Origin of the sequence: Microvirga terrae (assembly GCF_013307435.2) — a bacterium.
Taxonomy (GTDB): Bacteria; Pseudomonadota; Alphaproteobacteria; order Rhizobiales; family Beijerinckiaceae; genus Microvirga; species Microvirga terrae.
Genome location: NZ_CP102845.1, coordinates 4,523,634 through 4,541,497, shown reverse-complemented (window position 1 = coordinate 4,541,497; position 17,864 = coordinate 4,523,634). Strand labels below are relative to the sequence as shown.

Annotated in this window: 15 protein-coding genes; 10 read left to right on the top strand and 5 right to left on the bottom strand. The window is 65.3% G+C overall.

What is annotated here, in order from left to right; all coding sequences use genetic code 11:
- Nucleotides 1-25 precede the first annotated feature (25 nt).
- Nucleotides 26-1,897 (bottom strand): DUF1254 domain-containing protein, encoded by a 1,872-nt coding sequence (locus HPT29_RS21340; RefSeq protein WP_173947521.1) that lies wholly within the window; start codon nt 1,895-1,897, stop codon nt 26-28.
- A gap of 203 nt (nt 1,898-2,100) precedes the next feature.
- Nucleotides 2,101-4,491, bottom strand: a complete 2,391-nt coding sequence (locus HPT29_RS21335) for an arylsulfatase (protein WP_173947575.1) — start codon at nt 4,489-4,491, stop codon at nt 2,101-2,103.
- 443 nt (nt 4,492-4,934) lie between these two features.
- Between HPT29_RS21335 and HPT29_RS21330 the strand changes: the two genes are divergently transcribed.
- The 3 genes from HPT29_RS21330 (at nt 4,935) to HPT29_RS21320 (ending at nt 7,283) form a co-directional block, all read left to right on the top strand.
- Nucleotides 4,935-5,201 (top strand): hypothetical protein, encoded by a 267-nt coding sequence (locus HPT29_RS21330; protein WP_173947520.1) that lies wholly within the window; start codon nt 4,935-4,937, stop codon nt 5,199-5,201.
- Nucleotides 5,202-5,236: 35 nt separating this feature from the next.
- Nucleotides 5,237-6,073, top strand: coding sequence for an LssY C-terminal domain-containing protein (locus HPT29_RS21325; RefSeq protein WP_173947519.1), 837 nt, complete (start codon nt 5,237-5,239; stop codon nt 6,071-6,073).
- Nucleotides 6,074-6,365: 292 nt separating this feature from the next.
- Entirely contained in the window at nt 6,366-7,283 is a 918-nt protein-coding gene (locus tag HPT29_RS21320; protein WP_259060240.1) for a hypothetical protein, read from the top strand.
- A 70-nt stretch (nt 7,284-7,353) separates the two neighbouring features.
- Here HPT29_RS21320 and HPT29_RS21315 read toward each other — a convergent pair whose 3' ends face one another.
- The 3 genes from HPT29_RS21315 to HPT29_RS21305 form a co-directional block, all read right to left on the bottom strand.
- A complete protein-coding gene (locus HPT29_RS21315) occupies nt 7,354-7,686 on the bottom strand; it encodes a hypothetical protein (protein ID WP_173945058.1) in 333 nt (110 codons plus the stop codon).
- A 68-nt stretch (nt 7,687-7,754) separates the two neighbouring features.
- A complete protein-coding gene (locus HPT29_RS21310; RefSeq protein ID WP_210271870.1) occupies nt 7,755-8,387 on the bottom strand; it encodes a response regulator in 633 nt (210 codons plus the stop codon).
- Between the two features lie 126 nt (nt 8,388-8,513).
- Nucleotides 8,514-10,259, bottom strand: coding sequence for a sensor histidine kinase (locus HPT29_RS21305; RefSeq protein WP_173945060.1), 1,746 nt, complete (start codon nt 10,257-10,259; stop codon nt 8,514-8,516).
- 291 nt (nt 10,260-10,550) lie between these two features.
- On the opposite strand from HPT29_RS21305, the gene HPT29_RS21300 reads away from it, so the two are divergent.
- The 7 genes from HPT29_RS21300 to HPT29_RS21270 all read left to right on the top strand — a co-directional run bounded on the left by HPT29_RS21300 (nt 10,551) and on the right by HPT29_RS21270 (nt 17,736).
- Nucleotides 10,551-11,483, top strand: coding sequence for a formylglycine-generating enzyme family protein (locus HPT29_RS21300; protein WP_173945062.1), 933 nt, complete (start codon nt 10,551-10,553; stop codon nt 11,481-11,483).
- Between the two features lie 154 nt (nt 11,484-11,637).
- Nucleotides 11,638-13,236: an arylsulfatase gene (locus HPT29_RS21295; protein WP_259060763.1), complete on the top strand. Its 1,599-nt coding sequence runs from the start codon at nt 11,638-11,640 to the stop codon at nt 13,234-13,236.
- 157 nt (nt 13,237-13,393) lie between these two features.
- Nucleotides 13,394-14,194, top strand: a complete 801-nt coding sequence (locus tag HPT29_RS21290; RefSeq protein WP_259060237.1) for a hypothetical protein — start codon at nt 13,394-13,396, stop codon at nt 14,192-14,194.
- A gap of 89 nt (nt 14,195-14,283) precedes the next feature.
- A complete protein-coding gene (locus tag HPT29_RS21285) occupies nt 14,284-15,879 on the top strand; it encodes an arylsulfatase (RefSeq protein WP_173945348.1) in 1,596 nt (531 codons plus the stop codon).
- Between the two features lie 31 nt (nt 15,880-15,910).
- On the top strand, nt 15,911-16,972 hold the full coding sequence (locus HPT29_RS21280; RefSeq protein WP_210271900.1) for an HAD family hydrolase: 1,062 nt from the start codon (nt 15,911-15,913) through the stop codon (nt 16,970-16,972).
- 93 nt (nt 16,973-17,065) lie between these two features.
- The gene (locus HPT29_RS21275; protein ID WP_173945347.1) at nt 17,066-17,308 is read left to right on the top strand and encodes a hypothetical protein; all 243 of its coding nucleotides are present in this window, start codon (nt 17,066-17,068) and stop codon (nt 17,306-17,308) included.
- Nucleotides 17,309-17,352: 44 nt separating this feature from the next.
- Nucleotides 17,353-17,736 (top strand): hypothetical protein, encoded by a 384-nt coding sequence (locus tag HPT29_RS21270; protein WP_173945346.1) that lies wholly within the window; start codon nt 17,353-17,355, stop codon nt 17,734-17,736.
- Nucleotides 17,737-17,864: the final 128 nt, after the last annotated feature.

The window sequence follows — 17,864 nt, the reverse complement described above, 5'->3', positions numbered from 1 at the left end:
GCTGCGGGATGGCGCCCCGCCATCGCTACTCGTTGCTCGCCCGCACGAACCGGGGCATGGCTTCCAGCGACTGCCTGGTCGCGTTCGGCAGCATGATCTCGCCGTCCTTCAGGGTGAACTGGCTGACGGGCACCGCCGTCAGGTGCTCCCCGAGGTCGAGGAAGCCGCCGGTTCCGACGATGGCGTAGGTTGCCACCTTGTCGGGTGCCACGATCAGATCCGTGACATGGCCGACGCGCTCACCCCTGTCGTTGTAGATCTCGCGCCCGAGGATCTGGTTCTTGACGCTGTAGCCGCTGTAGAGCGTCCGCACGTCCACGATCGCGACGCCGACTGTCGAGGAGCCCGCGACAGGGCCTGGTCCGGCACTGCCGGTCTCTGCCGGGATGCCGGCGCTGGTCGGCACGAGCCTGCTCTGCTCCAAGGCGGCACTGGCCTGCCGATCGCTGGCCCGCTCCACCTTCGGCGGCTCCCAGGTGCCGTTCAGGATCGACGGAGAGGTCTCCTTGGGCCAGTAGAGCCGTAGCATCAGGTTCATGTCGCTGGCCGGAGCCGGCAGCCAGTTGGCCTCCTTGCCGGCTCCGGGCGGCTCGCTCTGGAGATAGAGGTCGATTGACCCGTCCGGATTCTGGGCGAGCTGGTTGCGCTGGCTCAGGGTATAGCGGTTGAGGGGATTGGCGACGAAGAAGTAGTTCGCATCGTACATGGTCAGGGACCAGAAGCCGTTGACCGGCGGCAGTCGGCCCTTGTCGAAATGGATCACGTACTTCTCGGACCCGGTCAGCTTCCGGCCCGCCGAGTCGACGCTCGTCGTCGGGTAGACGGCATCCTGCGGCAGGTTCGCGCCCAGCCCGACGGCGGTGACCGTGGCGCGCTTGAGATAGTCCGTTCCATAGCGCCCGAGCGTCGTGGCGACCACCCAACCGTTTTCTAGGGTGCCGACCGTGCGGATGCCCGCCATGATCTCTTCCCAGCCGGCCCGGTGGGCACGCTCGACGCCCTTGGCGATCTCGGGATCGAGCTGGCGCGTGTCGAAGTTACGCCCCGGGGCGATGCCGATCTTCGCCATGCGGGCGAGCATCGGGGCATCCTCCGGCGGGGGCGGATTGTCCTTCATCAACTGCGCCAGCAGGTTGAAGTAGGGGCCGGGCTCCAGGCGGTTGACCTGGGTGCGCACGGCCGTCTTCATGTCGATGGCCGGGTCCACCTTGCCGGGCGGCGGAGTGTAGGGCTTGCCGTAGGCGCTGAGCGGCACAAGCTTGATCTGGTCCTGGATTGCCCAGACCGCCTTGTAGTCTTCCGGCGTGCCCGTCGAGTAGAGGCGGCCGATGAACCAGACCATGTCGGTCGGTGATTTGATCTCCTTCACACCATCTGGCAGCGCACCCTTCCAGCCCGGCCCTGTGATGGCGTAGGTCTGAGGTCCGGTTCCGGTGGTGCGCGTGCCCGGGTCGGCGATGACGTTGGTCCAGGCGGAGAGCATCGGGAACAGGTAGTAGCGCCCGTTCATCTCCGGCAGGGAGAGCACGTAGGGTTCCTGGCCGATGTTGATGAAGCCCGAGGTGTAGAGAGTGTCGGCGTTCGGGGCCGTCACGTCCCGGTAGGCGGCGGTCGGGTATTCGCGCTTGCTGACCAGTTGACCCATCGGGGCGCGCGATCCGCCAGGCTGGTCGACGTTGGTGAAGACGCGCCGGGTCATCTCCATGGTGACGAGCGGATAGCCATAGACATAGGCGTCCTTGGCGATGGCAAAGGCCTCGTGCTCCTTGAGGCTCGTGGCCGACAGGGCCCGGCCGGCCTCGATGGGCTGCGCCCAGGCAGGGACCGTGCCGAGGGAGGTGAGGGCGGTCGCCATCAGGGCCGCCGTGGCGATCCTCGAAAGACGTAAATGGGTCATGAGGCAGGCTCCTCTTGCGCAGGTCGTGGCAACGGCGAGATGACTCGCGGCCTCCACGGGTTCAACCGGCCCACACCCCAACTCGGATCAGTCGGGACTTGGCCGTCTAGGCTTGAAGGGACGGTCGGATTGATGCGCTCACTTGACGACCCAATCCGTCCCTGCGTCGGCGTGCTGATCGCACGGACCTTGCATTCCCCCGTTCAATCCAACCGCACCGGCTCGAGCTTGAGGTTGAGCTTGTTGATCTTGCCGTTGAAGGCGAACGGCACCTGATAGTCGGCGTCGTTGACCCCCGTGCGCAGGTCGGCTCCGATGTCGAACGTCTCATCGACCGGACACAGCAGTGGGATCGTTTTCGGCATCTTCACCGTCGCAACATCATTGCCGTCGACCTTCAACACGCCGGTGCCGCTCTTCGCCAAGCCCGGCCCATCGTAGGTGAAATCGAAGACGATCGTGTGCTTGCCGGCCGACAGCGGCTGCGATCCCTCCGCACGGAATCGGGCGAGCATCAGGCCGTTGTAGTTGAACACCGGCTTGCCCTTGTGCAGGTAAAGTCCAAACCCGCCCCATCGGCCGCCCTGCGTCGCGATCATTCCGTCGCCGCCGTCCGGCACATCGACGTCGGCCGTGATCGTGAACGACCGGTTCAGCACGCTCGGCGCGTCGCTGAGCGGAATGCCGAGGTTCACCCCGCTGTAGGTGAAGTCCGTCTTGCCGGCGGTGGCGCTCGGCCGGGGCGTGATGGCGCGCTGGAACTGCGTGTTGTCCAGCGGCAGGACCTGGTACTTGGCCGCCTCCTCGATGAAGAGGGCCTGGAGCTCCTTGAGCTTGTCCGGCATCTGCGCCGCGAGGTCGTTGGCCTGGGAATAGTCCTTGGTGAGGTCGTAGAGCTCCCACTTGTATTCGTTCACCGGCGGCCGGGGGGTGTTCAGGACCCACGGCGCCACCGGCGGCGTAGTGGCGGCGTACCAGCCGTCGTGATAGAGGCCCCGATTGGCAGTGATCTCGAAATACTGGGTATGGCGGGTCGAGGGCGCGTCGGCGTTCGCCCTGTCCCAGGTATAGGCCATGCTCACGCCTTCGATCGGCTTCTGCGCAATCCCGTCGACGATCTGCGGCGCCTCGATGCCGGCGGCCTCGAGGATGGTTGGCACGACGTCAATGACGTGATGGAACTGGCTCCGGATGCCGCCGGCATCCTTGCTGCGGGACGGCCAGGCGATCGCCATGCCCTGCCGCGTGCCGCCGAAGTGCGAGGCGATTTCCTTCGTCCATTTGAATGGCGTGTCGAACGCCCAGGCCCATTGGACCGCCATATGCGGATAGGTCGTCGCGGAGCCCCATTGATCGTAGTACTTGAGCTGCTCCGCGACCGGAACATCGAGGATGCCGTTGAAGGCTGTGTACTGGTTGGGCGTCCCGCGCGTGGTTCCTTCGGGGCTCGTCCCGTTGTCCCCGAAGATGTAGATCACCAGCGTGTTGTCGAGCTTGCCGAGATCATCGATGGCCTGGATCACACGACCAATCTCATAGTCGGCGTAGGCCGAATAGCCCGCGAAGACCTCCGCCTGCCGGGCAAACAGCTTCTTCTCGTCCGCCGACAGCGTGTCCCACTTCGGCAGGGCATCGGGCCAGGGGGTGAGCTGGGCGTTCTCGGGAATGACGCCCAGCCGCTTCTGGTTTGCGAAGATTTGCTCGCGCAGCGCATACCAGCCCATGTCGAACTTGCCCTTGAACTTGTCGATCCACTCGGCCTTGGGCTGGTGCGGGTCATGAGCGGCACCGGGCGCATAGTACAGGAAGAACGGCATCTCCGGCGCGACGGCGTTCAGGCCGTTGAGGTACTTGATCGCCTCGTCGGCCATGTCGGTGGTGAGATTGTAGTCGGGCTTGCCGACCCACGGAAAGATCTGGGTGTGGTCCTTGAAGAGGAACGGCTCCCATTGATCCGACTCGCCGCCCATGAAGCCATAGAAGTAGTCGAACCCCATCCCGGACGGCCATTGGTCGAAGGGACCGGCTATGCTGTACTGGAAGGCGGGCGTGTTGTGGTTCTTGCCGAACCACGAGGTTGCATAGCCGTTGTCCCGCCGGATCGTGCCGATGGTCGCGCTCTCCGGCCCGATGATCGAGTTGTAGCCGGGGTATCCCGTCGACAGCTCCGTCACGATGCCGAACCCCACCGAGTGATGGTTGCGCCCGGTGATCAGCGCCGCCCGCGTCGGCGAGCACAGGGCCGTCGAGTTGAATTGGGTGTAGCGCAAGCCGCCATTGGCGATCCGGTCGAGCGCCGGCGTGGGGATCACGCCGCCGAAGGTGCCGGAAACCCCGTAGCCCTGGTTGTCGGTGAGGACGAGGAGCACGTTGGGCGCGCCCTTCGGCGGCACGACGCGGGGCGGCCACCAGGGCTTGGAGTCTTTCGCCGATTCCCTGATCGTACCGCCGAACCGCGGCGGCGGGGGCGGCAATTGCCGGCCGTCGATCGTGGTGGTCGCGTCCGGCGAACCGGAGGTTCCGGTGGTCTGCTGGGCCTGGGCGGCCGAGATCGTCAGGACGCTGGCGGTGGTCAGGGCAAGGGCAAGTGACATCGCTTTCATGGCGTGATCCCCTCGAGGGCGCCGACGCCCGACTCACGCCATTGCAGCGGACAGACCCGCTGCCGGATGGTGCGACGTCCTGGCTGATCGCCAGTATCGCCCGAGGAGACCCGGCTGTCCCGCCATCAGGGCCAATCCTGAAAGTGATGGGGGCAAACCCTGATTTGTGGCATCGGCACTGACCCGCCGGGCCGGAAACGCACCTCAACGGGAGCGTCTCCAGCTATCGGGCGAACGGATCTAAGCCCTGACCGGGCACCTGGGAATGCCTTGGTTGGCACGCCAACCTAGGCGAACGGCGGAATCCTCTCCTGACCTTTCAGGGCCTGTCCCCGCCAGTTTCAGGGTTTTGCCCAGGTGGATTCGGCATCCGGTAGGTATATCCTGCATGAGGGTCAGGGCGGGGCTGGCATCCTCATTCGGGAGACATCTCGATGCGCCGTCACCTTTGCCTCGTCACCCTTGGTACGCTGATCGCCTCAACTCCCGCTCTGTCGCAGGACAGCAACCGACCGTTCACGCCCTCGGGAGAGATCCAGATCCCGTCCGGTGCAGCGATCGATCGGATGCTCGACAGCACCACCGTGCCTGCGCCGAGCAAGGAATTCTCGACCAATGACGCCAAGGCGATCCAGCAGATGGATCAAAGGGCCAAGCGCATCGATCAGGAGGTCAAGCAGGGCATCTGCACGGACTGCTGATCGACTGCCGCGTCAATTGTGACGGAGCTGGGATCATGCGATGGCTGAACCGCCTCCTGCAACGCCTGATCATCCTCGGGCTGGGCGTCTTCTCCGTCTGGCTCATTGTTTTCGTCGTCTTCGATACCGCCGACCGAAGGCTGCCCTGGATCCTGGCCGTGGGCTTCACCTATGCCATCGCCGCCTACGTGATTCTCCCATGGGTCATCCGCATGGGACTCAAGCTCCTCCATCGCAAACGGGTGCCCAGCTTCACGACGACCGGCGATGGGCTGCCGGGTGATCCGGTCAACGTGGCGCTCGTGGGAACCCTCGCGCAGCTTCGCGCGGCCTTTGCGGCGCTTGGCTGGTCGGAGGCCGACCGATTGGGCCTGGTCAGCTCCTGGGGCATGATCCGGGCCTTCGTGTTCGACTCGCCCTATCCGTCGGCTCCGTTCAGCACCCTTTATCTGTTCGGACGCGGTCAGGATGTCGGGTTTCAGAAGGCCATCGGCGACAGTCCCCGCAAGCGCCATCACATCCGGTTCTGGTCCTTGAGCATCGTGCAGGCCGAGAGCACGTGGGCCGGGGGGGCGGCAGGCTTCTGGCTCAACACCGATCGTCCACCCGAGGACGAACGGGTGCTCTGGATTGGGGCGGGCACGAGGGATACGGGTTTGTCCCTGACCCATCTCACCTTCCAGGTCACCCACGCCACGGATTCGGACACGAATGTCGAGCGTGATTTCATCATCGCCGAGCTGGAGACCATCGGGTCCATCACGGACGTGAAGGTGTATCAGGCCGGTCAACGTCTCGCCACGGAGCATGTCAACCACTATAGGTCCGATGGACGGGTGACCTTGGCGAGCCTTGTGGTCCGCGCCACTTGATGCGCGCTCCCATCACGCATGCTTGACCGGGTGAGGCATCGGCTCGCCAGATCCGGGCATCCCTGGCACCAACCAAGGTGCCAACTCAACTGACGGCGGTCATGCATGCGGACGGCACCCCGGACCTTAGCCGGAGGAGCTATGGTCCCAGGTCTGCGGCGCTAGCCGCAGTCACCATGCCCGCGAAGCAACACTGGCTGCCAAACATCCAGGTTCTCCCCGCGGTTACTGATTCCTGCCTTGACGGTAGGCAGGGCCTCCGCTGCCATGGGGTGCCTCGGAGACACGGGACATGGCAATCCAAGGGGGAATGATGCGCTACCTTCCGCACTGGCTGTCGTGTGGCGTCCTGGCTTCGGCCGGACTTCTCGGTGGCGGCCTAGATCCCGCGCTCGCGGCCGACTTGGGCCCTCCTCCGGCTCCCGTGATCGAGGCGCCCGCCATGCCCTCGTGGAGCTACCGTGTCACGCCCTATGGCTGGCTCACGGCGCTCAACGGCACCCAGACGGTGCGCGGGCGCTCCGTGAAGGTGAATGCAAGCTTCGCCGACATCGTCGAGGAGAGCGACACGCTCGTGGCCCTGATGGGCGATGTCGAGGCCCGCAACGGCCCATTCGCCCTGATGGCCAACGTGGTCTGGAGCAAGATCGGGGTCGAGCGCAGCAATGTCAGGAGCCGTGCTCTGGCTCCGGGCGTGACGGGCAGCCTCGGCACATCCCTCGGCCTCGACATCGAAATGGCCATCGCGGAGGTCGGGGCAGCCTACGAGGTCGCCCGCTTCGGCGCGCTCGCCGTCGACGTGCTTGGCGGCGCCCGCTACTGGTACCAGGAGGCAGACCTGTCGCTCGATGTCACGGCTGCGGTGCAGGTCGGCGACCTTGAGGTGGCCGGAGCCCGGGCCTTCGCCCGCTCCGGTTCCGTCGACTGGCTCGACCCGCTGATCGGCGCGCGGGTGCGCTACACGGTGGCGCCCGGGCACGAACTGTGGCTGCGCGGCGACATCGGCGGCTTCGGGGTCGGCAGCGACTTCTCCTGGCAGGCGATCGGCGCCTACGGGTTCGAGCTCGGCACCTACCAGGGCATCACGTTCTCGGGTGTGGTCGGCTACCGGGCGCTGTACGTGGATTATGTCCAGGGCGAGGGCCGGCAGCGCTACGAGTTCGGCATGCTCCAGCACGGACCCGTCATCGGCATCAGCGCCAAGTTCTGAATGGGTCGGCTCGACGCATGAGATCGGCTTGCGTCAACAGCGTCTTGCATTCGTGACGGCCTGCGCGGCCTCATTGGCCCAGGCAGCCGCGACTGGCGAAGAGAGTGGCGTCCACTCGCGTGAACCGACGTTGCGCCGACGATATCGGCAGGGTTATCGTGACGTTGTTGGCTGACGGACCAAGCGGAGGAGCAAGCTGGATCGGATTGAAGGCATTCCTCGGCTCGTAGGTCGACCCGACGGGATACGACGGGGTCAGGCGGTAGAGGCTGCGCGGTCTCACTCCCAGGACGAGGGGACCACTATCCTGCACCTGTTGACGGCGCGCTTGGGCATCGACATCCGCAGGGATGATCATGGATGCGATAGCCGCAAAGGCAACGAAAGCGGATGTGCGGTGCATGCATACTCCTCCTCGAAACGGATATGCGTCCGCCCTGGATTAAGACGTTGGCGCGATCGAGGGCATGATCAGCCCTCCACGATCTTGTTCTTGATGGCGTAGCGGATCAGGGCGGCGGTGGTGTCGAGGTTGAGCTTGCGCAGGGCCAGGGCGCGATGGGTCTCGACCGTCTTGGTGCTGACGCTGAGGATGTCGGCGATCTGCTTGTTGGTCTTGCCCTCGGCGATCAGTTGCACCACCGCCTTCTCACGCGAGCTCAGCACAGACCGCTTCGTGCAGCCCTTCGACAGGTAGGTCTCGAGCAGGGCCTCGGAGACCTTGCCGGTGAAGAACGGCTTGTGCGCCGCCAGGCTCTCCACGGCGGACACGAGGAACTGCTTCGCGTCCGACTTGAGCAGGAACCCACGCGCTCCCGCCTCGAGCACGTCCCGCATCAGGCTGTCGGTGTCGTGCATGGTGAAGATCAGCACCTCCACGCCGGGAACACGGCTGCGGATCTGCCGCGTGGCCTCGACTCCATTCACCAGCGGCAGGCCATAGTCGAGGATGACGATGTCAGGTCGCAAGGCTGTCGCCTGGTCGACGGCCTCCTTGCCGTCCCGCGCCTCACCGACCACCTCCCAGCCCTCATGCCCTTCCAGGATGGTGCGGACGCCGGAGCGGACCACGTCGTGATCGTCGGCGATCAGGATGCGCGTCATCATGCAACCTCCTTCGGCGGAGGCCCGGCTCGTCCGGCGGGCTCGAACCCAAGGCAGGATACACCTACCGGCCGTCGGCCTCACCTGAGCAATACCCTGAATCTGCTGGATGCAAACCCTGAAACATCAGGAGGGAGCCTCGCCGTCGAGCCTTGTCGCGCTGGGCAGCCAGGGATCGAGCATGCGCCGGGCCTGGCTCAGCGCCCGTCCCGCCACCGTGATCGGAACGACCGCAACGACCGACGTGCCGCTATAGCCGGACCGGATCCGGAGGTCGCCGCCGAACTGCTCCAGGCGGGCCCGCATCCCGGCAATACCGACGCCGAGCCGGATGGGCCCGGTGGGCCGATCCGGGCCCGCCATGCCATGTCCGTTGTCGCGGATGCGGATGACCAAGCGTCCGGACCGGATCCGGGCATCCACCGACACGCGGGAGGCCCCGGCATGACGATGCACGTTGGTGAGCGCCTCCTGCACCACCCGCAGGATGGCGCGCTGGAGATCCGCCGGGGTCTCGTCGACCTCCTCCGGGATCCGGATGCGGGCGACGAGCCCCGTGCGGCCGGCAAAGCCTTCGGCGAAGTCCCGCAGGGTCGCCTGGAGGCCATCCTTGGCGAGATTCGGCGGATGCAGCAGATACGTGAAGACCCGCAGTTCCCGCAGCGCCTCGCTCTGGAGGTTCTCGACCTCCGCCAAGGCCTTGCGGGCCGCCGGGATCTGCGAGACCACTCCCTCCAGGCCAGCAAGCCCGAGGTTTGCCGCCACAAGGTGCTGGGCCGTCGAGTCATGCAGTTCGCGGGCGATCCGTTGTCGCTCGTCCTCCTGAAGAGCAAGCAACTGGCCGGACAGCTCGTTGACCTGCCTTTTCGCCCCCGAGACCTGGTCGGACAGCGTCCGGAGGGGCTGCTCGACCTGGCGGGCCGTGAACCAGGCCGCAATCCCTCCAGCTAGCAGGAGCAGGGCCGCGGGGCCGGCCATCCGCCACAAGGCGGCGGTAATCGGCGCATTGAGATCCGCCTGCGGCACCGAGACGATGGTCGTCCAATTCGTCGCCCCCGACCGGCGGAAGGCAACAAGGACCGGAACCCCACGGTCGTCGGTGGCTTCAACGGTTCCCGTGACCGTGTTGTCTGGACCTGCATCGGCGAGGCGGGAGGCGAGTGCTGCGGGAACCGGCAGATCGGATCCCTTGTGGCCGTCCCTGTCGGCGACGATCGGCTGGAACTTGCGGTCGTAGAGGCCCTTGACCCAGGCAACCGGTACCGCTTGATCATCAAGGATTGTCCCTAGACGCGCCTCCGCCAGCGCAATGCTGAGGTGACCGCTCATCCGCCTGTCCGGACCATCGAGCCGAAGGCTGAGGGCCACGACGATGCGGCCCTTCAAGGGGGCCAGCATCCGGCCGGACACGGACCACCGGCGATCCCGGATTCGGTCGAGTTGCTCTTGGTAATTCGGGAAGTCCACATGCCGCGGGAGCGGCGATCCGAATGGTCGGAGAGTATTGGCGACCTGCCGCTCGAGATCGTTCAGGACCAGCCAGGAGCCTTCCGGAACGGGGGTGGCCCTGAGCTGATCGTAAAAGGCCTTGATGTCCCCCGAGAGGAGCGCCGGAGATTTGGACAAGCCCTTCAGCAGGTAGTTGACCGCGGCCACTTCCTGATCGAAGCCGAAGGAGAGCGCCTTGGCGGCCTCTTGCGCGCGATGCTCGATCGCATGTCGCTCGTCCGCCGCGTGCGAGATCAACAGAGCCGCGGCGACGAGACATGCCGCAACGGTGATGGCCATGAAGGTCAAGGCAAGCCGGCCCCGCAGGCGGGGCACGAAGCCCTGGGGAGTTAGTGCAACCATCGGGGTGGTGCCATCAGCCATGCCGGCGCTCTTCGGCCGCAAGGACAACGCAACGGGACCGGCGGTCGCGACGCAAGCCGCGGTCCGGTTGCACAGGTTAAACCCTGACCGGCGTGCTGTCGATCCGGTCCGGCAACTCCCTGTATGCTAAATCAGGGTCTGCCGCCGTCAGTTTCAGGGAGGACCCCAATAGACCTGTATCGGCGTTCGAGACGACACTTCCGGTTCGCCAGGATGGGAACACAGCCCATGTCGCAGGTCACACTTCGGCATCTCCACGACCGCAGGCCAGAGGGCCCGCCCGATGCAGGCATGCTTCGGATGCCGGGCGGCACGTTCCGCATGGGATCGGACCTCCACTATCCGGAGGAGGCCCCGTCCCACCGTGTCATGGTCGACGGCTTCTTGATCGATCCGACGCCCGTTACGAACCGGCAGTTCTGTGACTTCGTTCGCGCGACGGGTTACGTCACGTTCGCCGAGCGGCAGCCGGACCCGAAGGATTATCCGAAGGCCCTGCCGCATCTGCTCAAGCCCGGCTCGCTCGTGTTCAGCCCGCCGGATTATCCGGTGGACCTGCGGGATTGGCGGCAGTGGTGGGCCTATGTCTTCGGCGCCAACTGGCGCCGCCCGCACGGGCCCGGCTCCTCGATCAAGGGCCTGGAGGACCATCCGGTCGTGCATGTGGCCTATGACGACGCCGAGGCCTATGCCGCCTGGGCCGGCAAGAGCCTGCCCACGGAAGCCGAATGGGAATTCGCGGCCCGCGGAGGCTTGGACCAGGCGGAGTTCGCCTGGGGCGACGAGTTCACGCCGGGCGGCCGCCACATGGCCAACACCTGGCAGGGGCAGTTCCCGTTCCAGAGCAAGAAGGAGGATGGCTACGAGCGGACATCGCCGGTCATGACCTACGAGCCGAACGGCTACGGCCTCTACGACATGATCGGCAACGTCTGGGAGTGGACGTCCGACTTCTATGTGCCGAAGCACACGGCCGACGCTCCGAAGGCCTGCTGCATCCCCGAGAACCCGCGCGGTGCACGTGCGGACCAGAGCTACGATCCTTGTCAACCGGAGACACGCATTCCCCGCAAGGTCGTCAAAGGGGGCTCGCATCTGTGTGCCCCGAGCTACTGCCGCCGCTACCGCCCGGCAGCACGCCACCCGCAGCCGATCGACAGCTCCATGAGCCATGTCGGCTTCCGGTGCATCATCAGAGAGAGAGGAGCAACCCATGAGCAGTGACCGTGCGTCCTCACGACCTTCAGGCAGGAAGAGCAGTGTCTGTCCGATGAAGACGAAGGCCGCGTTGATCGGGGCGACGGCCCTGATCGCGGCGGCGGTTGCGGGTCCGGTCATCGCGCAGGCCCCGCAGCAGAAGCCCAACATCCTGTTCATCATGGGCGACGACATCGGCTGGATGCAGCCCGGCATCTACCACCAGGGCCTGATGGTCGGCGAAACGCCGAACATCGATCGCATCGGCCGGGAGGGTGCGAAGTTCATGACCTATTACGCCGAGCAGAGCTGCACGGCAGGTCGCAACGCCTTCTTCACCGGCATGCATCCGCTCAGGACCGGCATGATCCCGCCGCAACTGCCAGGCAGCCCGTCCTATCTGCGCCCCGGCACGCCGGCGATCGCCAAGTTCCTGCTCGACCTCGGCTACAATACCGGCGAGTTCGGCAAGAACCACCTCGGCGACCACACCGATGCGCTGCCGACCGCACATGGGTTCCAGGAGTTCTGGGGCTACCTCTATCACCTCGACGCCATGCAGGGCGTGAGCTTCCCCGACATCAACAAGACGCCGACCGAGCAGACGGTTGCACCGGTCTGCCGCAGCTCGCCGATCCCCGGCCTGCCCCTGGATCCGGCGGCGGTCGATCCCTTGACCACCCCGTGCCTGACGCCGCCGCGTCCGGTGATGTGGTGCAGGTCGTCCGACGGCACCGCGGCAAACCAGACCTGCAAGGACGAAGGTCCGCTGACGCTCGAGCGTTCGAAGGGCGTGGACGAGGAGATCTCGGCCAAGGTCATCGACTTCCTCGACCGCAACGACCCCGAGAAGACCAAGAAGCCGTTCTTCGTCTGGTACAACCCCGCGCGCATGCATGTCACGACCGTGCTGCCGGACAAGTACATGGCGATGGTGGGCGAGCCCGGCGGCAAGGACTGGGGCGTCAATGAAGCTGGCATGAAGCAGATGGACGACAACATCGGCTACGTGTTGAAGAAGCTCGAGGAGATGGGCGAACTCGACAACACGATCGTCGTGTTCACCACCGACAACGGTGCCGAGACGATCACCTTCCCCGACGGCGGAACCACCCCCTTCAAGGGCGGCAAACTGTCGACCTGGGAGGGCGGCATGCGCGCCCCGCTGGTTGTGCGCTGGCCGGGACACATCCAGCCGGGAACGGTCAAGAACGACATCTTCGCGTCCCTCGACTGGCTGCCCACGCTCGTCGACATCGCCGGCGGCCCCAAGGGCAACGAGTTGAAGGCGCGGATCGAGCGGGGCGAGTATCCCGGGATCGTCAAGACGACCCTCGATGGCGTCAACCAGCGAGCCTACCTGGAAGGCCAATCGGACAAGTCCTCCCGCGACACTTTCTTCTACTACTCGGGCAAGGATCCGTCCGCGGTGCGCTACAAGAACTGGAAGATCTACTTCGCGATGGTGTCCGATGCGCCCACCGGGTTCCTTGCCGGGGTCCTTCCCTATCACTGGAGCCAAGTCGTCAACATCAAGCGAGATCCCTTCGAGACATCAATCGGGCAGCAGGCGAAGTCGCTCTTCGGCATGGCCGGCGCACTCGCAGGACCGGCCACAGCGTACGTCTACGACTGGAACCTCCTGCCGATCGGCCAAGCACTCTGGCTGAGGGAGCTCGAAACCTACAGGAAATTCCCGCCGATGCAGGATCCCGCGAGCTACAATCTCGAGCAGGTGATGGAGCAGCTCAAGAAGCCACCAGCGACCCCGGGTCAGTGACCCGAGCTGAAGCAGAAACACGCACTGGAACACACAAAATCAGCGGGCACCGCTCTAACCCGATGCCCGCCGATTGAAGGCCAGCAAGACCCATCACAGGTTCTCATCCACACCGACAGTTTGGTGCGTCGGACGCTGACGAAAGGGAGTTCTCGCCATGTTCAGCAAGCACGTCGCCTGTCTCATCCTGGTCACCGGCGGCCTCGGCACGATGACGATCAGCGCTCCCGCGCAGGACGCGGGCGCCAAGCCGCCGATGCCGACGAAAGCCATCGGTCGGGTCACGCCCACCGGCCCGGTGCCGTCGCTTGCCGTTCTCAACGCCGCGGGCGCCAAGCTCGAGGGCAACCGGCTGACCCTGACGGGCGTATCGCCGAGTTCGATCGTGTTCGCCGATCGCCCGGTGCGGGCGGCCGGTCACGTCATGACCCAGCAGTTCATCATGCAGTGGGACGAGGGCAAGGACAGCTTCGCCAAGGATCCGCCCAACGCCACCGTGTCGGTCCTGGGCGGCGACGGCTCGCAGGTGAGCGATGCCGTGGTGACCCTGAAGGCGCCCAAGCTCGAGGGCGGCACCCTCACCTTCGACGTGGCGGTGCTGGAGGGCAATCTGAACGGGGCGAGCGGACCGGCGGCCCTGTTCATCGATCACTTTGGTGGCTTCGGCGGTGGCTTCGGCGGGTTCCATGGTGGGTTCGCCGGCGGCGGCTTCCGCGGCGGCGGGGTGGATCGTTTCGGCGGTGACCGCTTCGGCTATGCGCGTGTCGGCGACGTCAACGTCGTGCATGGCACCTACTGGCATGCCCCGGTCTATCATGGTGCTTGGTACGGGGCCGGCGCCACGGCGGCCGGCATTGCCGCAGGGACCGCCATGGGAGCCGCCGAGGCGGCCTATCCGGACATTGGATACGGCGGTGGCGGCCTGTGCGGGTACTACCCGTATGGGCCTTGCTACTGAACGGAGTGCGTTTCGAGGTGAGTGAACCGGCGCGAATGTGCGGGAGACCGTTCGCTCACCCAATCCCTTTAAGTTGGAGCCTCAGAGATATGAAAGCCCATGCGAAGCTCGGTTTCGGACTGGCCACGTTGCTTGCCTCCGCGACGGTCACCGGCGCGCCGGCGGTCGCGCAGCAGCAAAAGCCTAACATCCTTGTCATCATGGCCGACGACATCGGCTACTGGAACATCAGCGCCTACAATCGCGGCATGATGGGCTACCGCACGCCCAACATCGACCGCATCGCCAATGAGGGTGCGATCTTCACCGACTACTACGGCCAGCAATCCTGTACGGCGGGGCGTGCCGCCTTCATCACCGGCCAGAGCCCCTTGCGGACCGGGCTCCTGAAAGTCGGATTGCCTGCCGCGAAGGAGGGCCTGTCGGAAAAGGATCCGACTATTGCCGAACTGCTCAAGCCGCAGGGCTACGTGACCGCGCAATTCGGCAAGAACCATCTCGGGGACCGCAACGAGTTCCTGCCGACGGTGCACGGCTTCGACGAATTCTTCGGCAACCTCTACCATCTCAATGCGGAGGATGAGCCCGAGCATCCGGATTATCCGAAAGACCCCGCTTTCAGAGCGATGTTCGGACCGCGCGGCGTGTTGCGCTGCCGTGCCACCGCGACCGACACGCCGGGCAGCGATTCCCGCTTCGGCCCATGGGGCAAGCAGACCTGCGAGGACACTGGCCCTCTCACCAAGAAGCGCATGGAGACGATCGACGAGGAATTCCTCAATGCGTCACTCGACTTCATCGACCGGGCGAACCGGGACCGGAAGCCGTTCTTCGTCTGGCTCAACCCGAGCCGCATGCACATCTGGACCCGGCTCAAGCCTGAGTCGCAGGGCAAGACTGGTCTCGGCATCTACCCGGACGGCATGGCGGAGCACGATGGGCAGGTCGGGCAGGTTCTAAAGAAGCTGGACGACCTCGGCATCGCCGACAACACGATCGTGATCTACACCACCGACAACGGGGCGGAGGTGTTCTCATGGCCGGACGGCGGCACGACGCCGTTCCGTGGCGAGAAGAACACCAACTGGGAGGGCGGCTATCGCGTTCCGGCCATCGTGCGATGGCCCGGCACGGTGCCGCCGCGCAGCGAAGTCAACGAGATCGTCTCTGCCGAGGATTGGACGACAACGCTTGTGGCCGCCGCCGGCGAGCCGGACATCAAGAGCAAGCTGCTGCAAGGCTACGATGCGGCCGGCAAGACCTTCAAGGTTCACCTGGACGGCTACGACCAGCGCGACCTGCTCGGACGCAAGGGACCGAGCAAGCGCCGCGAGTTCTTCTACTGGACCGATGACGGCAATCTCGCCGGCCTCCGCTATGACCAATGGAAGGCCGTGTTCCTGGAGCAGAAGGCGCATGGTCTTGATGTGTGGGCGCAGCCGATGATCGAACTGCGGCTGCCGATGCTCTTCAATCTTCGCTCCGATCCCTTCGAGCGCGCCCAGAACGAGTCCGGCGACTACGTCCGTTGGTTCATCGAGCATGCCTTCGTGGTTGTCCCGGCCCAGGCGATCGTCGGCCAGCATCTGGCGAGCTTCCAGCAGTTTCCGCCTCGCCAGCGACCTGGGTCCTTCTCGGTCGAGCAGGCCATGGAGAAGCTCAGGAATCCACCATCCAGCAATTAGCTGCGTCATCGCGGATAGGAATGGAGACGACATGAAACCGATCAATCCTCCCTCCGGCATCAACCGTCGCCTCATGCTCTCGTCCCTGGCGCTGCTGCCGGCCCTGTCCGGGCTCTCCCGTCCCATCCCGGCGGCGGCGCAGACGTCAACCGAAGGTGGCCCGCTGCCGTCGTGGAACGACGGGGCGGCGAAGCGTGCCATCCTCACCTTCGTGCGCGCCACCACCGACCCGTCGAACCCAGGCTTCGTCCGGCCGGAGGATCGCATCGCCGCCTTCGACCAGGACGGCACGCTGTGGGTGGAGCACCCGATGTACACCCAGGTGGTCTATTGCCTGGAGCGCGTTCCTGCCGTGGTGGAGAAACAGCCTGAACTCAGGGACGTCGAGCCCTTCAAGACCGTGCTCTCGGGTGATCGCGAGGCCATGGCGCGCCTCCCGATGGCGGACCTCGAACGGATCCTTGCCGCGACGCTGACAGGCATGTCGGTCGAGGAGTTCACCACCGAGGTACAGAGGTGGCTCGCTGCGGCGCGGGACCCGCGCTGGAAACGTCCTTACACGGAGCTCGCCTACCAGCCCATGCTCGAGGTGCTGCGCCACCTGCGCGACAACGGCTACAGGACCTACATCGTCACCGGCGGCGGCCAGGATTTCGTGCGCGTTTATGCGCAGCAGGTCTACGGGATCCCGCCCGAGCAGGTGGTCGGCACCGCCGGCGGAACGAAGTTCGGCTATGACACGGACGGCAAGCCGTTTCTGACAAAGGAGCCGAAGCTGCTCCTGAACAACAACGACGCCGGCAAGCCGGAGGGGATTCACCTGATGATCGGCCGGCGGCCCAATGCCGCCTTCGGCAACTCGGTCGGTGATCGGGAAATGCTGGAGTGGGTCGGTGCCGGCGATGGAGTGCGGCTGAAGATGCTGGTGCTCCACGACGACGCCACCCGCGAATACGCCTACGGCCCGGCGCAGGGCCTGCCCGACAGCAAGGTCGGCACCTTCTCCCCGGGCCTCTACGACGAGGCGGGGAAGGACGGCTGGACGGTGATCAGCATGAAGAACGACTGGAAGCGCATTTTCGCGTTCGAGTAGCCACTGCCGGATCGCGGCGCCAGGCTGCGGCAAGGAGCAAGGCCGGGGCAAGACGCAAGGAGCGAATCCTGATCGCCTCAAGGGAGGAGCAGCATGCACCGATTCACACGCCAATCGCGGGCCGCACTGCCATTCGGCTCGTGCGACGCGGCTCTGACACTGCCGGGCGCCGCAGCTGTGGCCCAGCAGCCGAAGCCCAGCGTCGTGTTCATCCTCGCCGACACCGTCGGCTCCAGCGATCCGGGCTACGACGGCGGCGGCAGGATGCGCCGAGCGCCGACGCCGCGCATCGATCAGAACTTGGCCGCTCGCTTTTGCGGGAGGCTGTCCGCGTAGACCGAGCCGTTCCCGTCGAGATCCCAGCCACCTGGAGGGTAACAATGCAGATCCCATCGATCCTGACGCTTGGCGCAATCAGCCTGGCCTTGTCCGCATGCCAAACCCCGCAGCAGGCTGTTCAGGACAAGGAAGATCTGCTCGCGGCAGCCGGGTTCACGCTTCAGCCCGCCAATTCCCCGGCACGGATTGCCGCCATGAAAAAGCTTCCGCCGAACAAGTTCGTTCGTCAGACCTCAGGTGGGACGGTGGTCTATGTCTATGCCGATCCTGCCGGGTGTCAGTGCGTCTATTTCGGCAACCAGGCAGCTTGGTCGAGTTACCGTGCCGCCGTCTTTGCCAAGCAACTGGCCGATGAGCAGCAGATGACCGCGATGATGAACCAGGATGCCTTCGACTTCGGGCCGTGGGGGCCCGGTTTCTGGTAAGTCGTTCCTTCCGCTCGCATGCGCAGCCGTTTTGCCGCGAGTGGGGACCGCACGAGCGACCATCGACAATTCGATCATGATCCCGGTCGGTCGGTTCCTTTGCGAGGTAGCTTACCGGGTTTCAACGT

Excerpts from the sequence above, each read along its gene's own strand:
- HPT29_RS21340 (WP_173947521.1), bottom strand. The coding sequence starts at position 1,897 with ATGACCCATTTACGTCTTTCGAGGATCGCCACGGCGGCCCTGATGGCG.
- HPT29_RS21335 (WP_173947575.1), bottom strand. The coding sequence starts at position 4,491 with ATGTCACTTGCCCTTGCCCTGACCACCGCCAGCGTCCTGACGATCTCG.
- HPT29_RS21330 (WP_173947520.1), top strand. The coding sequence starts at position 4,935 with ATGCGCCGTCACCTTTGCCTCGTCACCCTTGGTACGCTGATCGCCTCA.
- HPT29_RS21325 (WP_173947519.1), top strand. The coding sequence starts at position 5,237 with ATGCGATGGCTGAACCGCCTCCTGCAACGCCTGATCATCCTCGGGCTG.
- HPT29_RS21320 (WP_259060240.1), top strand. The coding sequence starts at position 6,366 with ATGGCAATCCAAGGGGGAATGATGCGCTACCTTCCGCACTGGCTGTCG.
- HPT29_RS21315 (WP_173945058.1), bottom strand. The coding sequence starts at position 7,686 with ATGCACCGCACATCCGCTTTCGTTGCCTTTGCGGCTATCGCATCCATG.
- HPT29_RS21310 (WP_210271870.1), bottom strand. The coding sequence starts at position 8,387 with ATGACGCGCATCCTGATCGCCGACGATCACGACGTGGTCCGCTCCGGC.
- HPT29_RS21305 (WP_173945060.1), bottom strand. The coding sequence starts at position 10,259 with ATGGCTGATGGCACCACCCCGATGGTTGCACTAACTCCCCAGGGCTTC.
- HPT29_RS21300 (WP_173945062.1), top strand. The coding sequence starts at position 10,551 with ATGCTTCGGATGCCGGGCGGCACGTTCCGCATGGGATCGGACCTCCAC.
- HPT29_RS21295 (WP_259060763.1), top strand. The coding sequence starts at position 11,638 with ATGGGCGACGACATCGGCTGGATGCAGCCCGGCATCTACCACCAGGGC.
- HPT29_RS21290 (WP_259060237.1), top strand. The coding sequence starts at position 13,394 with ATGTTCAGCAAGCACGTCGCCTGTCTCATCCTGGTCACCGGCGGCCTC.
- HPT29_RS21285 (WP_173945348.1), top strand. The coding sequence starts at position 14,284 with ATGAAAGCCCATGCGAAGCTCGGTTTCGGACTGGCCACGTTGCTTGCC.
- HPT29_RS21280 (WP_210271900.1), top strand. The coding sequence starts at position 15,911 with ATGAAACCGATCAATCCTCCCTCCGGCATCAACCGTCGCCTCATGCTC.
- HPT29_RS21275 (WP_173945347.1), top strand. The coding sequence starts at position 17,066 with ATGCACCGATTCACACGCCAATCGCGGGCCGCACTGCCATTCGGCTCG.
- HPT29_RS21270 (WP_173945346.1), top strand. The coding sequence starts at position 17,353 with ATGCAGATCCCATCGATCCTGACGCTTGGCGCAATCAGCCTGGCCTTG.